The following is a 14540-nucleotide window of genomic DNA, read 5'->3' on the forward strand; positions in this document are numbered from 1 at the left end:
CTCCGGGAGAGAGCTCTATCCGACGGGCCGCCAGTCGCGGCCCGTAGCGGGCGTCGTCGGCCACGTCGTCGACCTGTGGAGACAGGCTGGGCTGACGCACCCGTCATGACCCGCGCTTGTCCGCGGCGCCGATCTGTTTCGACGGTTGCGTTCGACATCTGCCGAGGTAGGGGACGATGACGGGGTGCCCAGCGACTTCCTCATGCGGATCCACAGCCCCGAGTTCCAGGCCATGTCCGAGAGGGTCCTGCGAGCCACCGAACTGACCTCACGCCTCAACGTCCTCCCGTTCGACGACGACGCCGGGAAGGCGGCCCTCTTCGAGAAGATCCTGGGCCGGCCGCTGCCTCCGCGCGTCACGATCTATCCGCCCTTCTACACGGATCACGGCCTCAACCTCGATCTCGGCGAGCGGGTGTTCGTCAACCAGGGCTGCACTTTCCTGGACTTCGCCGGCATCCGGCTGGCGGAGCGCGTCATGGTCGCACCGAAGGTCACGTTCATCACCGTCGGCCACCCGGTCGACACGGACGACCGCAAGGTCCGGCTGACCGGCGGGCCCATCGACGTCGCGGAGAACGTCTGGATCGGCGCGGGAGCGACGATCCTGCCGGGCGTGAGCATCGGGCGCGACTCGGTGATCGCGGCCGGAGCGATCGTGTCCGACGACGTCCCGGCGCAGAGCCTCGTGACGGGCACCAAGGCCACGGTGCGGCGTAGGTGGTGACGTGCTTCGTCGTCCTGGGTTGTCTGGCTCACACCGCTCCTTTGCCGTTGATCATGGTTCTGTGGCCGTAGCGGAGAGCGCACCGGGGAGGGGGAGGTCGGGGTTCGCCGCCAGGTGCGTGGGTTGGAACGTGACTGGGAGCGTGGGCGCGGATCGTGACCAGAGGGAGGGGCCGTAGCCGAGTTCGGCGGCGGGGATGGTGAGCCGTAGGCCCGGGAGGCGGACGATGGCCTGTTCGACGGCGACCTTGACGATGATGCGGGCCAGGCGGTTGGCGGGACAGTGGTGTGGTCCGGCGCCGAATGCGAGGTGTGCGCGGCTGTCGGCGCTCCAGATCTGGTCAGCGTCGCGATGCACGGCCAGGGTGGCTTCGGCGACGGCGGTCACGACCGCGTCACCGCGGTGGATGGCGCGCCCGGCGACCTCGGTGTCTGCAGTAGCGAACCGGCACGGCGTGTTCCAGGTGGGTGAGGCATGGACCAGGACCGTGCTGAGCGCTTCGTCGATGCCGAGGCGGCCGCCGGCCACGCGTCCGGCGAAGGCCGCGTCGGCGAGTAGGTGGGCCAGTGTCGTGGTGGTCCAGGCGACCGACATCTCGTGCCCGGCGGACTGGATCATCTGCGCGGTGTCGAGCAGTTCGGTCGAGTTCAGGCGGGCGGGGTGGTGCACGAGCGCGGACAGCACGTCACTCGTGGGGTGGACCCTTCGGCGGTCTATCTCGGCCTGCAGCATGGTGTTGAGCGCGAGGAACGCGGGCACTGCGCGTTCGGTGTTCGAGAAGATGTCGCTGGCCCAGATGAGCATGTCCGCCGCGAGGTCGGGGCCGAGCCCATACATCGCGGCGACGGCCAGGCTCGGCACGAGGGCGGTATAGCTGGGCACCAGGTCGGCGGTGCCGTGCGGGGCGATGTGATCAAGTATTCGATCGCATGCGCGCCGGACCTCGCGAGCCAGGAGTTTTTCGTCGACGCACTCGAACGCGTCGTCGACCACCGCCCGCAGCCTGATGTTCTGGTCGCCGTCGGTGTAGTAGGCGTTGGAGCGCGGGGAGAAGAACGCATGCAGGCCCGTCCCTAGCCGGACGCGGCCGTCACCGAATGCGCGCCAATGGGCGACGTCGCGTGAGAATGTCGCCGGCTCGCGCAGGACCCGTACGACGTCGGCGTAGTCCAGGACCAGCCACGCGGGGACGCCGTCGGACAGTTCGACCGGTGCGACCGGCCCCCACGCCTCGCGCACGGTGGCGTAGATCGGGCGGAGGTCGTGCGAGGTGGTGGTGGCGGCCAAGGGTGTGAGTCCGGTCAGGTCGTCCAGGCGGACGTCCGTCCGGGGAGTAGCGTGCACGAGTCGTCGTCCTCGCAAGGTCGATCGGTGGGTTGCGGGCAGGCGGTACCCGCCCAGGCACTCGGCAGGAGTGCCCGGGCAGGCGGTTGGGGGGTGCGGATCTTCGAGGGGGCGTGGGGGAGCGGTCAGCCGAGGCGGACGGGGACGCGGGCGTGCCCGTCGGTGATGAAGCCGGGGTTCGCGCGGAGCTGGTCAGCGGGTTGGGCCAGCGTCAGGTTCGGGAACCTGTCGAAGAGGGCGGGCAGCGCGAGCGCGGCTTCCAGGACGGCCAGGGGTGCGCCGAGGCAGCGGTGTGCCCCGAATCCGAACCCGAGATGCTCCCGCCTGGAGGTCCGGGTCGGGTCGAACACGTGCGGGTTCTCGTGCACGAGCGGGTCCCGGCCGGCTCCGGCGAACGAGGTGAGGATGGCCTCTCCGGCGGCGATGGTGAGGCCGTCGACGAGGATGTCCTCGGTGGCGTAGCGCAGGGGGAGGTTGGCGGCGGGGCTGCGCCAGCGCAGCGTCTCGTCGATCACGTCCTCCCACGTGATGCGCCCCTCGCGGGCAGCGGAGAGATGCTCCGGATAGGTCAGTAGTGCGACGGCCGCCTGGTCGAGCAGATTGACCGTCGTCTCATAGCCCGCGACCACCAGGACGCGCACCGTCTCGATCAGTTCTTCGTCGCTGTAGCCCGCGCCGTCGTGGCTGGCGCGGATCAGCGCGCTGGTCAGGTCGCTGGTGGGCTTGTGCCGTCGGCGGGTGATGAGTTCGGCAACTGCCATGTTTAGGTCGCCGAATCGTTCGGCAAGCATCTCCGGTGTCGTCGCGGTGTCGAACAGCGCGTCGGCGCCGGAGCGGATCGGGGCGAGCAGGTCGTCCGGCACGCCCAGCAGGGCGCCGATGGTCTTGATCGGGATGGGGAAGCAGAACGCCTCGCGCAGGTCCACGATCGGGCTGCCGGGCTGGCCGAGGCGGTCGGCGACGTCGTCGACGGTAGTGGCGACGATGTTCTTGATCATCGGTTTCAATGCGCCGGTGCGGTGCTGGGTGAACGCGCTGTTGGCCAGACGGCGCAGTCGGCGGTGTTCGGGGCCGTGCGCGGTGAACATGCCTGACTTCACGATCCACGGCATCAGAGGCCAGTCGGCCGGCACGTTTCCCGCGCGCAGGTCGGCCCAGTGCTGGGCGGCGTCCTTGGAGACGCGCTCGTCGGTCAGCAGGCTGGTGATCGTCGCGTAGTCCGTGATCATCCAGGCGTGGAGGCTGCCGGGCAGCACGACCTGGGTGATCGGGCCCCGCGCACGCGCGCGCTCGATCTCGCCGTGAATATCCTGCCCGGTGGGGTCCAGGGCGAGGACGGGTGAAGCGGTCATGGAGGGGGTACCTTCCGTGTCGTTCGACGTCGTGTGAGGGTTGGCCAGCGGAATCACTCGGCTCGCGTGGTCCCGTTCGGCCAGAGGGGGACGAGCTCGCCGTCTGCCGCGGCTTCCTGGTTCGGTGCTTCCGGCCGGTCGACGGGCAGCAGGTCCAGTTCGAACCAGACGGTCGGGGAGCCGGGCGGCTGGATGCGGCGCCAGCGTCCGCGTAGTCCCAGGTCGCTTGTGGGGAAGGCGAGGCCGGCGTTCGTGACGGCCTGCTCGATCCACAGCATCCGCAAGCCCACCCCGGCGGGCAGCTCACACAGGCGGCGCAGGCTCGGAGGCCGCCCGGACATGCCCCACAGCTCGCACGCGTCCAGGACGGCGCTGCGGCCGTGACGGACGAGGATTCTCGGGGCGCTGCTGTCGGCGGAGAGCCCGCTCATTCCGAGGCGGATCTGCTCGTTCAGGTCACCGACCTGACGCGCGACGTTCCGGGTCATTCGCATGGGCGCATCACGTCCAGCGTGTAGCTGCTGTCGTTGCGGTCCACGCGCCACTTGGGGCGGGACTCGTCGGTCTCGGGGTAGATGAACCCGGCCGCGACGACGGCGCGCTCCAGGTCCGGCATGGTGAAGCCGGCCACCACGTCGATCCGCCCGCGCGGTTCCCAGGCCGTCGACGGCGAGGTCGTGGCCCAGATCTCGCAGGAGGCCAGGGTCGAGCGGGTGTCGGCCAGCGTGACGCGCACGGCCACCACGGCTCCGCGCAGCATCCATCCGTCCACGCGGGTCGAGAGCGTCTCGACCAGTCGTGTCCACCGGTCCGATGTTGCAGCGCCGTTCTCGCCGGTGGAGGCGCCGGTTTCAGCCGCGAAGTCTTCGCCGTCGAAGACGGTCATGACGCCCCCGTTCCCGCGCGGACCGGGAGCGGGCGGGCGACCCGGTTGGAAAGGACCAGAGAGTCGAGCCAGGGCACGACCCCTTCCTCCGAAACCGGACCAGCCACATAGTTCGCGGCCTCCAGAACGTGCCGGGGCGCATGCCACATGGCGCAGCTCCAGCCCGCCTGACGGATCAGCGGCAGATCGTTCTCACCGTCCCCTGCGGCGGCCGTGTCGAACCTGTCGATCCTCCAACGCCTCCGGAGCCGGTCAGCCTCGGTCCACTTGGACACGTTGCGCCGGGTGATGTCCACGTGATCCAGGCCCGCGGCATACGCCGTGTATCCGGCGCCCACCAGGTCAGGAACCAGGCCCGCGACACCCGGCGCCCGGATGATCGCCCGGGTGATCTCGCCGTCCGACCAGAGCTGCTTCGGAGGTACGAGCTCCTGTTCGCCCGAGAGCTGGCCGGGCGCGAAGCGCGCGTTCACCCGCCATCCGACGCCCGGAACCTCGACGGCCATGCGCACCTCTCGGTGCGCGGCCATCGCCACGCTGAAGGCGCCGCGTGGGTCGAACGTGCGCTGGTCCAGGAGCTCGTACGGGTGGCGCCGGTTACCCGTGACGACGCCCGTGACGGCGCCGTTCGAGGCGATGAAGAAACACCCTTGCCCCATCCCGAACTGCTCGGCGACGGGCAGCACGTTGTGCACCGGCCGACCCGTGGCCAGCACGACCTTGATCCCCCGGGCCATCACGTCGGCCACCGCACGCCGGGTCCGGTCCGGTACGGTGCTGGTCCCGGCTGGGAGCAGCGTGCCGTCGATGTCGAGGAACGTCACCTTCGCCGGGCGGCGGGGCATGGACTCGTGCGGCGTGGTCAGCATGTCGAACTCCAGTCGTGGTTGCGGTGGATCGGGGCTGTACCGGCGACGTGTCCGGGACGACGCCGGTACAGCCGGTTCAGGGGTCATGCCGGCGGGCGCGGTTCATGCGAGTGCTCCGCCCGGCTGGCGCAGTCGTGCGCGGACGTGGACCTCGAACCCGGCCACGTCGCCGGACCAGTTGGTGAAGCCCGGCGTGAGCATGCGGTTGTCCAGCGCGGACGTGCACCCCAGCAGTCGCGCGATCTGCTCGCCGTCGGCCAGGTCGATCGGGGACAGGCTGATCCGATTCCGCGTCACGGTGACTGCCTCGACACGATCCAGACCGATCCTCGCCAGTGCCTCGCCGACGACGTCGAGAGCGCGAGCCAGCGACTCGGAGTTCTGCTTGAGCTTCCTCATGACGCCTCCTCTCGGCGCGGCCCGCACCCGTGGGTCAGGTCAGGCGGCACGCCTGATTGGTGCGTTCCACTCTTGCCCGCCCTTGTGCGGGCGTGGAGGGCATTCAGCGCACCGGTGCGCGGCAATCTGTTGCCCCCGTTCGAGGGGAGCCCCATGGCATGTCTCGCAACCGTTGCCATGGCATGATCGGCGCGTGGTTGTCCTCAAGCTCTCGGACGAGTGGTGGAGTCGTGATGGTTCGGACCCGCACGCTGATGACAATTTCGCGGCGGTGCTTCACGAGATCGAGCTGGAGCTGAGTCCCGACCATGAGTTGGCGGGACAGATCATGCGCGTTGAAGCGCGATTCGGGCCGTCGGATGACGTCATCGTCAGCCTGATCGACGGCACATTTGCGCTGGTCCACCCGACATGGACAGGCCGCGTGGAGCGGCCGCCGTGGCCGGAGACGACTCGCCTGGGCGATGCGGTAGCCGCCTCAGAGGCAGTTGCGATGTGGGAGCAGTGGCGATGAGCCTCGAGGACGACCCTCATCGACGCCCAACTCCGCTAGCCATATCTCCCGATCTCTGACAGGGCAGGATGTTGCCCGTGGAGCACCTTGTCGACCTCGATGTCCTCGCTGACCGGCTGCTACCGGTCATCGAGGAGTGGAAGCGCACGGCCTTCGTGGGGCCGCTGACCTGGCGTGACGAAGGGTCGGGCTGGCCAAAACCGAACACGTCGGATCGCTCGCACGTCATCGTTCCGGAGTCGCTGGGGCTCAGACTGCGCAAGCACGCTCTCGACGACGAGTTTGAGATGGTTGTTTGGGTGGGCGGATGGGCCGACGTGGACTACCTGCTCGACGGAGAGATCTACGCCTTCTGCCCCGAGTTCAGGGACGTCGACGGGGCCCACCGTGCGGTGATCAACGAGGTCACGGACTTTCTCGCCTAGGTGGTCCGCAGCCAGGTGATGATCGCGTCCAGTACGACTCCGGCGCTGTAGGTCATGGCGTGCTTGTCGTAGCGAGGGGCCAGGCCACGACCCGAACACCTCGCAGGGCAGGTCCCGCCACGGAATGCCGGTCCGACAAGGGCGCGACCTGTCCATGACTCGTGCGGCACTCGGCGAGAGGATGCGCCCGCTCATTCAGCTCCGGCTGATGTCGGATGGTGACGCCCGACGCGTGCCGCCACAACGATGTCGCGCAGCGGCGAAGCGACGACGTTGTTGGCTGGGCGGTCAGCGCTTCGGCGGAGTTGGCTCCCCGTCGATGAGGTAGGTGGTCGCGTTCTTCGCCCGGGCGTCGAGCGCGGCGTCGATGCGTGGTGCGACGCGGGCCGGGAGCAGGCGCTTGCAGTACTCGGGGTCGTGGAACCCGAAGGTCTCCAGCTCGTCGGTGTCCATGCGCATGTGGTGCGCGTCGGGGAGTCGGCCGCCGTCGAAGACGAAGTTAATCAGGGCCCGGGGGCGTGGCCCTGCTGGTGAGGCCCAGTCGATGACCAGGAGGTCGCCGATGGGCAGCGCCAGGCCGAGTTCTTCGGACAGTTCGCGGGCGGCGGCCGTGTGTGGCGTCTCGTCCTGGTCGACGTAGCCGCCGGGGAACGCCCAGTGGTCACGGTAGGTGGGTTTGACCAGGAGAATGCGCCCGGCGTCGTCGGTGAGGAAGAGCGCTGCGGCCGCATGGAAGCTCGCCAGTTGCGCGTACCACTTCTCCGGCTCGACCCACGTCATCGTGGCGACTCTACCGACGGGCGGACAGCGAGACATAGTCGTGGGCGCGGGCGAGGAAGCCATCCACGGGAGAAGAACTGCGGTAGCTGGACAGGCGGCGTGCGAGATCGGTGATGCGGTCGGCGACCCGGCGCGAGCGAAGGTTTCCGGCGATGTCGAGGGCATGGTGGCCGAGCTGGCTGGCGCGTTCGGGGTCGGTAGATGCTCCGGTCGCGTGGACGCTGGCGATCAGCGCGGTGTGCAGGGCGTTGGTGCGCACGCTGTCTTCGCGCAGGTCCAGGGCTTGGTCCGCGTAATTGAGGGCATCTTTGGTGCGGCCCAGGTCACGCAGGCTGCGTATCGCGGTCCCGGCGAGGTGCGCGCGGGTGAAGTAGCCGGCCCAGGCTGGCCTGTCATCGATGTCGGAGGCTCGCTCGATGGCGTCCTCTGCTCTGGTGAGCGCATCGATGCAGGCGCGGGCGTCCCCGGCCGCAGCGTGTGCAGCAGCCTCGGCGGTGTGGAGGCGAGCCATCACGACGGGCAGGACGCGGCCGCTGTCGACCGCCGCTCTCGCGAGCCGTACTGCCTCCCCGGGGTGCTGGAGGTAGACGGCCTGGGTGGACATGTTCGCCAGGACATGCGCTCCGAATCCCGCGTGGTCGCCCGCCTTGGCAAGGCGCAACGCCTGGACGAACTGCCGCTGAGCCAGTCCGTGATCACCAGCGTCGTAGCTCATGAAGGCCAACTGCCCGGTCAGCTCGGCGGCAGCGGCGAACAGGTGCCGGCCGGTGCGATCGTCGTAGGTGCCATGCAGCATCGGCTCCACCTTGCGGTGCAGCCATCCCGCCAGGGGTTGCCTGAACCGGCCTCCGCCATGACGGCGATCGAGTTCAAGGAACTGCACCTGCCGTAGACGCAATTCTTCGACCTCGGCCGACGTGACGCGCCGCGCGCCACGATGGGAGGTGTCGTGATCGCGAGGATCAAACAGCCATCGCCATCCGGCGTCGGTGGTGGCGTTCCCGGTGAACGGCATCTTGGCTCGTACGTCACGCCGAAGTGCTTGATACCGCCAGAGGCCGGCCGCAGCGGCTCGAGCTTCGTCCAGGTCAGCCGGGAACCGCAACGTGAACGCCAGGAGCCCGTCATGGCCGACCGTTCCAAGCTCACGGTCGGCCGGGCCGCCGTACAGAAGGTCTCCGTCCCGGCCTGGCAGCTGAGCCGCCACCGCGGCCCTGCCGCGCCTCGTCGGACTGAAACCCAGTTCCGCGTCGGACGAGACCCCGAGTACAGCACGGAGTCCCTCGCGGTAGTCCGTGCCGGGCCAGCTGATTCGCCCGCGCTCGTACCTCCTGATCGTGTCCACGTCGAGAGTGATCTGTCTGCCGGTCCTCTTCCAGATGTACTGGTTGACCGCCGCAGCGAGCTCTGCACGCGTCATTGGCCGGCCATCGCCCGACGGAGAGGGCGTCGTTTCTCGACGGATACGAAGCTGCTCGTTGGTCATGACTCCCCCTCGTGCTGTCCGCTTCGTCCCCGGACTGCGCGGATGCTCGCCCGGCCTGCCTGTTGAGCGTAGCCATCCGCGGGTTCGGGTAGGCCGAGCCGTCGTAGATTGCCGGACGGCAATCTGGCGGTCGGTCTAGAACGCGGTCCAGGTCCACGGTTTCGGGACCTCACCGCGGAGGCACGCGATCCGGTGGGTGGCCTCGGTCGCGGCGTGCTGGCTGGTGGCGGCCTTCCGGGCGACGAAGGCGGTCCAGCGCAGTTCCTGGATGTCGGCCATGGTGCGGAACCAGGGCGTGCGGGTGACGTCGTGGCCGCCGTGGGCGCGGACGAACGCGTCGTAGTCCGCGTTGCTGAGTCGCGCGAAGTCGGTGTGGTCGACGGCGATCGGGACCAGGTCCCAGTCGGGGTGTCCGAGCGCGACGTGCTCGAAGTCGAGCAGGACGGGTTCGTCGTCGTCGGGCACGACGACGTTGCCCTGCCAGGCGTCGCCGTGGACGACGGCGGTGTGGGTGGGCAACACGCCAGCAGCCTCTCGCCGGAGTGCGGCGGCGTGGTCGAGGAGCCAGGAGCGGTCCGCGGACGGGATCCCGGTCGCGTCACCGATGCGGTTGGCGACGTGGGCAAGCGGGTCGAGGACGGGCAGGTGCAGCGCGGCCGGAACCGGCAGCTTGTGCAGTTGGTGCAGGACGGTCGCGAGCTCGGCCGTAGTGGCGTGGCGGTGGCGCGGCAACGGCAGCCACCACGTGACGGGCCGGCCGGCGACGAGTACCGGCTGATCGATTCCGGGTGCGGGTGTGTTCACGCGCATGCCTTGGTCGGCGAGCCATGTGGCGACCTGGGCTTCTCGCCGGGCGATCGCGGCCGTTCCTGGTCGGCCGACCCGCGCGACGAGGTTCGCGCGCGGCAGGAGGTAGAGCGCGTTGGAGCCGTGTCGCAGGGGGCGGGCGCCGTCGTCGTCGACCTCGGCCTGGAGGGCGGCCTGGTGAGCGACGGTTGCGATGGAATCGGCAGTGTCAGGCTCGTGGTTTCCGGAAGGCTGGGTGGCGTCTGATCGCCTCATCGTTGAGGACGCTGGGCGATGACGAAGGCCGAGGGGCCGCGCGGCGGGTTCCGTGTGGTTGGGAGCGTATCGAAGGCCGCCCGGACCTGGAAGCCGTTGCTGGCCAGGGCCGTGGTCAGGGCGTTCAGGTCGTGCACGCGGCGGTGCACGATGTCGGTCTCGGTCCGCCCGTCGGTGAAGGCCCAGCGGCGGGTCATGGTGGCCAGCCGAGTGTCGTCATCCCAGCGATTCTGGACGGTGACCTGCGCGGGCCCGCGAGGTGTCGCCACGAGGCTGGTGCTGGCCGGGACTTCCGGGGGCGGTGTGATGAGGGTGTTGATGACCACGATGGTGCCGGGGTGGGCGTGGCGGCTCATGGCGGCGGTCGCGGCGTGGAGCTCGTCGGGCTCGTGCAGGTAGGCGAGTACGTTGCCGAGGCAGGTGATGACGTCGAAGGTGCACCGAAGGTCGAGGGTGCACAGTTCATCAACCTCGAAGTCACAGCCCGGGTGTGCAGCGCGGGCGTGAGTGATGAGCTGGGGTTGCAGGTCGATGCCGAGGCCGGTCAGGCGGTCGCTCAGCGCGGCTACGAGGGTGCCGGTTCCGCAGCCGGCGTCGAGCAGGCTGGCCGCGTGCGGGGCCCAGGTGTCGATGGCGTGGTGGACGACGTCGGCGTCGCGGGTGGCCGCGCCTTGGAGATGGTCGTGCAGTCCGGGGTCGCGGTACAGGAGGTTTGCCGCGGCGAGGTCGTCGGCGGTGGTTGGACTGATCCTTGCGTTGCTCATTGCAGGCTCCTGAGTCCGGTCTCGAGCGCGATCGCGTCGAACAGGCGGGTCCCGTAGCTTCCGGTGCGCTCCAGGTCCTCTGTTGCGGTGCGCAGCGCCTGGCCGTCGAGGTAGCCGCCGTCGACCAGGATCGAGGCCGAGAGCATGTCGCGCAGGTGCGCCGCGCCGTGCTCGCGCATGCCGCGGTCCATCAGGGACAGGAAGTTCTCGGGCTCGGCGGGTCTGACGACACGTTCGGGGAGCCCCGCCCGCCGCAGACGCTCGCGCAGAAGGTTCTTGTCTCGCCGGTGGTGCGCCGGGAGTTGTTCGGCGAACCGGACCACGAGGGGGTGTGCGAGTGGCGCGACGGGCCAGATCCCGGCGTCGAGGTAGGCGGGGTTGTGCAGGGTGAAGGCGTTCAGCGTAGGGATCGGGACCGCTGAGACCGGTGCTGCATCGGCAGTCAGGTCGCCCGCCGCGGCGCGGACCACCTGTCCCGCCCAGTCCGGCAGGCTCACGCCGTCCGGCTCGGCACCCGGCTCGTTGGCCAGGTGGGGTGCGTGCTCGTGGGGGTGCAGGGCGCTGATCTCGTCGCCTCCCAGGCCGGTGTAGACGAGGGTGGCGGCGTGGTCGCGGGCGGCGTCGCGCAGGGCGTCGAACGCCTCGCGGTAGAACGCGGCCTCTGGATCGTGGGGCTCAAGCCTGCCACGGACGCCGTCGGGCGCGAACGGCGGGTGCCCGGCGGCGGGGATGGCGAGGTCGTGGGCGCCGAGGTGACGCACCAGGATCTCGCGGCGCCGGGCCTGAGCTTGGCCGACGTCGCCGTCGACCACGAGCCCCACCGTGCGGATCGTTCCGTGCCGCGCGGCTGCGGCCAGGGCGACGTTGGCCGAGTCCGCGCCGCCGGACAGCTCGGCCGCGACCTGCCCGGACGGGGCCGGCAGGCGACCGACCACGTGGGACAGGATCTCGTCGAACGCTGCCACCATGTCGGTGCCGCCCGGTTCCCGCGCGGCCAGGACATGCTCGGCCGGATTCGGGTAGGCGACCTCGACGCCGCGCGCGTCGAGGTGGGCCGTGGCGCGCTCTGTCAGCCGCCGTACGCCGTCGAACAGGGTCGTGCTGGAATACACGGGCGTGCGCAGGAGGGCGCGGGCCACGGCGGCGTCGACGAGCTTGCCGGGCTCGACCCGGCCGAGTAGATCAGTCACGTTCCAGGAACCGGCCGCTGTTCCCTTGGCGACGGTCAGGTACAGCGGCGCGGTGCCGAACGCTCCGGCATGGACGGAGATGCCCTGCGGGGTGAGCTCCACGGTGACGTGATCGCCCGGCCACGCCAGCGCATCGGCGAGCGTGCGGGGTGCCGGGAGCAGGCGGCCGTGCAGGTCGCGTTCACGGACGATGACCAGGCACGACCGTTGACCCGTCTCGACCAGGAACGATTCCACCGACGGGTTGACCAGCGGTTCGATCCTGCTGCCGCCGGAGTTCCATGCCCGGCCGTCCCAGTTCCACGCCGGGTCGGGCAGGTCGGACAGACGGATGGTGAATTTCAGCATCGTGGGCCTCCGCGAGGGACGAGTGGAAGCTCGCGGGGACCGGGCGCTCCAGGAGGCTCGATCCCCGCGAGCGGTCAGGGATGGCGGATCAGCTGCACAGGTCGCCCTGCTTGTCCGAGTCGGCGGCGCCCGGCATCTTGCGGCCGGCCTGGTCCCGCAGCTCGGGCACGCCCGCCTTGATCGGGCCGGTGAAGAACTCGTCCACGTTCATCGCGTTCATGTCGGTCCTGCCTTCCTGTCGGTCACGCCGCCGACCTGTTCGACGGCGTAACCACCCTCGCCACACGGGGCCTGGAGAAGGAGGGCATTCTGCGATGCGACGTCCGGCAATCTGCCTGCCCTGAGGGCAGCGACTTGTCTGTTGTAGCCGCGTGCCAGACTGGCGGCCATGCCTTCCCCGAGCGTGATCCGGGACGCCCAGGTTCTGTGGGAGTTCCATCAGATGCCCGACCAGCGCCGTACCACCGAGATCGCGATCGGTCTGGGTGGCCATGACATTGGCGTGGCCGAGCACTCGGCCGACCTGTATCGCGAGGGAAGGTTCCCGTTGGTCGTCTTCACGGGGGCGAACGCTCCGACGACCCTCGAGCGGTTCCCGCGGGGTGAAGCGGTGCACTTCGCCGAGCGAGCCGAAGCGCTCGGCGTTCCGCACGAGGCGATCGTCCTGGAGACCAAGGCGACCAACACCAGCGAGAACTTCACGTTCACCCGCGAGCTGCTGCTGGGGCGCGGGCTCGATCCGCGGTCAGCGACGATCATCAGCCGGCCCTATCAGCAGCGTCGGGCGTGGGCCACGGTCCGCAAGGTGTGGCCGGAGCTGGACGTCGTCTGCTCCGCCCGGTGGCTGGCGCTGGAGGACTACATTGAGTCGATCGGGGATGAGCAGCGGGTGCTGAACATGCTGGTGGGGGACACCCAGCGGTTGTGGGTGTACGCGGAAGCCGGGTTCGCCGTCCCAGTCGAGGTCCCCGACGACGTCCGGGGCGCGTACGAGCGACTCGTCGAGGCCGGATACACCAAGCGGCTGATCGAGGAGTAGCCGGGGTTCCGAGCTCCGTCAGGTGATGGGGGCACCGACAAGGCCGGCGAGGCGCGTCAATTCCGGACCGGGCCGCCGGGCAGCGGCTGCGACGAGCGAGCCCACGACATCCTTGGTGATGCGGTGGTGCCGCACCTGAGAGGGTGCCGCTGCCTCGGCGCGCACGAGCGTGGCGAGCGCGTCCCCGTGATCTCCGACGGCGAGGCTTGCGCGTGCGACATCGAGATGAAGCCGCACACGCCGCTCCGCGGGCAGGTGCTCGACCCGGAGCGGGCCGCCGATGGCCAGGACGGTGTCCATGTCACCGGCCGCGGCGGCGACGTTGGCCCGGTGGATCGCGACGTTGGTGGGGCCGAACGCGGTCCACAGGTCGTTGCGATCGGCATCGGTGACCATCGCGGCGCGCTGCGCCTCGTCGAGGTACGTCGCGGCGGCCGCCTGGTCACCGGCCCCCGCCAGCAGAACCGCTCCCGTCAGCAGGATCGTGCCGTAGGCCGCAGCCGACGTCGTCGTCCTGGACATGCGGCCCTGGAACTCCCCGGCGGCCGCCTCGATCGTGACCAGCGCGTCGCCTCGATGACCAGCGACCGCCATCGAGAAGGCCGCTGTGCGCAGCAGCGACAGACGCAGGCACGCGTCGTCGCTCGCCTCGGCCGCGGCGACACCGCGGTCCGCGGCGATCCACGCGATGTCGGTACGGCCTGCCTTCGACAGGACGATCGCGGCGACCTGGTACGCCAGCGCGCACAGTCTGGCGTCGGCGCTCTCGCGGCCACGTTCCGCCGATCGCAGAGCACCAAGGGCCTTGGACGCCATCAGCGCTGCCGCTTCGAAGTTGCCCGCCTGGTACGACGCGAAGGCATTGGCGACGTCAGGCCGGGCTCGATCCACCCGATCGGGTCCATCCGCAGCAGGAGGGTAGGACAACACGGTGCGGCACAAGAGATCGATTGCCGTGGCTGGGACCTCGGAGTCGGCGCCGGCCACTGCATCCTTGCCCGCCCAGGTGGCGACCCACGTACCCACGTCCTGCGTCGGTGCCGCGGTCCGGCCACGCCTGGTCGGGTGAAACCCGAGCTCGGCGTCGGCCCCCACGCCGAGCACCGCGCGCAACCCGTCCCGGTAGTCCGCCCCTGGCCAGCGGATTTGCCCGCTCTCGTAGCGGCGGAGGGTGTCGACATCGAGGTGGACCCGCTTGCCTGTGGTGCGCCAGAGGTACTGGTTGACGGCCTCGGCCAGCTCTCTCCTCGACATCGGCAGGCCGCTGCCCGACGGCGACGGTGTCGATTCCCGTCGCAGCCGCAAGTGGTCGTTGGCCATGACGTCCTCCGTCCGCTGACCTTCGTGATCCTTCT

General features: G+C 69.8%; 17 protein-coding genes. 4 read left to right on the forward strand and 13 right to left on the reverse strand.

Annotation, left to right across the window (positions count from 1 at the left end; genetic code table 11):
- The first annotated feature begins 184 nt into the window (after positions 1 to 184).
- The gene (locus EDD34_RS10470; RefSeq protein WP_246012306.1) at positions 185 to 727 is read left to right on the forward strand and encodes a sugar O-acetyltransferase; all 543 of its coding nucleotides are present in this window, start codon (positions 185 to 187) and stop codon (positions 725 to 727) included.
- 51 nt (positions 728 to 778) lie between these two features.
- On the opposite strand, the gene EDD34_RS10475 is transcribed toward EDD34_RS10470, so the two are convergent.
- The 6 genes from EDD34_RS10475 to EDD34_RS10500 form a co-directional block, all read right to left on the reverse strand.
- Entirely contained in the window at positions 779 to 2071 is a 1293-nt protein-coding gene (locus EDD34_RS10475) for a cytochrome P450 family protein (RefSeq protein WP_123814509.1), read from the reverse strand.
- Between the two features lie 125 nt (positions 2072 to 2196).
- Positions 2197 to 3423 (reverse strand): cytochrome P450 family protein, encoded by a 1227-nt coding sequence (locus tag EDD34_RS10480; protein WP_123814510.1) that lies wholly within the window; start codon positions 3421 to 3423, stop codon positions 2197 to 2199.
- Between the two features lie 53 nt (positions 3424 to 3476).
- The gene (locus tag EDD34_RS10485) at positions 3477 to 3917 is read right to left on the reverse strand and encodes a hypothetical protein (protein ID WP_123814511.1); all 441 of its coding nucleotides are present in this window, start codon (positions 3915 to 3917) and stop codon (positions 3477 to 3479) included.
- Complete coding sequence (locus EDD34_RS10490; RefSeq protein WP_123814512.1) at positions 3908 to 4309, reverse strand: hypothetical protein; 402 nt, start codon at positions 4307 to 4309, stop codon at positions 3908 to 3910. The genes EDD34_RS10485 and EDD34_RS10490 overlap by 10 nt, the downstream gene beginning before the upstream one ends.
- Positions 4306 to 5178 carry an HAD family hydrolase gene (locus EDD34_RS10495; RefSeq protein WP_170177037.1) on the reverse strand — a complete coding sequence of 291 codons (873 nt, stop codon included), beginning with the start codon at positions 5176 to 5178 and terminating at the stop codon, positions 4306 to 4308. The genes EDD34_RS10490 and EDD34_RS10495 overlap by 4 nt, the downstream gene beginning before the upstream one ends.
- Positions 5179 to 5280: 102 nt before the next feature.
- The gene (locus EDD34_RS10500; RefSeq protein ID WP_123814514.1) at positions 5281 to 5577 is read right to left on the reverse strand and encodes a hypothetical protein; all 297 of its coding nucleotides are present in this window, start codon (positions 5575 to 5577) and stop codon (positions 5281 to 5283) included.
- 193 nt (positions 5578 to 5770) lie between these two features.
- Between EDD34_RS10500 and EDD34_RS10505 the strand changes: the two genes are divergently transcribed.
- A complete protein-coding gene (locus EDD34_RS10505) occupies positions 5771 to 6091 on the forward strand; it encodes a hypothetical protein (RefSeq protein ID WP_123814515.1) in 321 nt (106 codons plus the stop codon).
- Between the two features lie 77 nt (positions 6092 to 6168).
- Positions 6169 to 6516 carry a hypothetical protein gene (locus tag EDD34_RS10510; protein WP_123814516.1) on the forward strand — a complete coding sequence of 116 codons (348 nt, stop codon included), beginning with the start codon at positions 6169 to 6171 and terminating at the stop codon, positions 6514 to 6516.
- A gap of 288 nt (positions 6517 to 6804) precedes the next feature.
- Here the strand turns inward: EDD34_RS10510 and EDD34_RS10520 are convergent, their stop codons facing one another.
- From EDD34_RS10520 to EDD34_RS21400, 6 genes are all read right to left on the reverse strand, one after another.
- Positions 6805 to 7296, reverse strand: coding sequence for an NUDIX domain-containing protein (locus EDD34_RS10520; RefSeq protein ID WP_123814517.1), 492 nt, complete (start codon positions 7294 to 7296; stop codon positions 6805 to 6807).
- A 10-nt stretch (positions 7297 to 7306) separates the two neighbouring features.
- On the reverse strand, positions 7307 to 8782 hold the full coding sequence (locus EDD34_RS10525) for an NsdA family TPR-like regulatory protein (protein ID WP_123814518.1): 1476 nt from the start codon (positions 8780 to 8782) through the stop codon (positions 7307 to 7309).
- A 135-nt stretch (positions 8783 to 8917) separates the two neighbouring features.
- Complete coding sequence (locus EDD34_RS10530; protein ID WP_211341553.1) at positions 8918 to 9844, reverse strand: phosphotransferase family protein; 927 nt, start codon at positions 9842 to 9844, stop codon at positions 8918 to 8920.
- Positions 9841 to 10608, reverse strand: a complete 768-nt coding sequence (locus tag EDD34_RS10535) for a class I SAM-dependent methyltransferase (RefSeq protein WP_123814519.1) — start codon at positions 10606 to 10608, stop codon at positions 9841 to 9843. Before EDD34_RS10535 ends, EDD34_RS10530 begins: the two co-directional genes overlap by 4 nt.
- Entirely contained in the window at positions 10605 to 12146 is a 1542-nt protein-coding gene (locus tag EDD34_RS10540) for an asparagine synthase (protein WP_123814520.1), read from the reverse strand. Before EDD34_RS10540 ends, EDD34_RS10535 begins: the two co-directional genes overlap by 4 nt.
- An 88-nt stretch (positions 12147 to 12234) precedes the next feature.
- Positions 12235 to 12366, reverse strand: a complete 132-nt coding sequence (locus EDD34_RS21400) for a hypothetical protein (protein WP_281277759.1) — start codon at positions 12364 to 12366, stop codon at positions 12235 to 12237.
- A gap of 168 nt (positions 12367 to 12534) precedes the next feature.
- Here EDD34_RS21400 and EDD34_RS10545 point away from each other — a divergent pair, with 168 nt between their 5' ends.
- Entirely contained in the window at positions 12535 to 13185 is a 651-nt protein-coding gene (locus EDD34_RS10545; RefSeq protein ID WP_123814521.1) for a YdcF family protein, read from the forward strand.
- An 18-nt stretch (positions 13186 to 13203) separates the two neighbouring features.
- Here EDD34_RS10545 and EDD34_RS10550 read toward each other — a convergent pair whose 3' ends face one another.
- On the reverse strand, positions 13204 to 14505 hold the full coding sequence (locus tag EDD34_RS10550; RefSeq protein WP_123814522.1) for a hypothetical protein: 1302 nt from the start codon (positions 14503 to 14505) through the stop codon (positions 13204 to 13206).
- Positions 14506 to 14540: the final 35 nt, after the last annotated feature.

The organism is Myceligenerans xiligouense, assembly GCF_003814695.1.
Classification (GTDB): domain Bacteria; phylum Actinomycetota; class Actinomycetes; order Actinomycetales; family Cellulomonadaceae; genus Myceligenerans; species Myceligenerans xiligouense.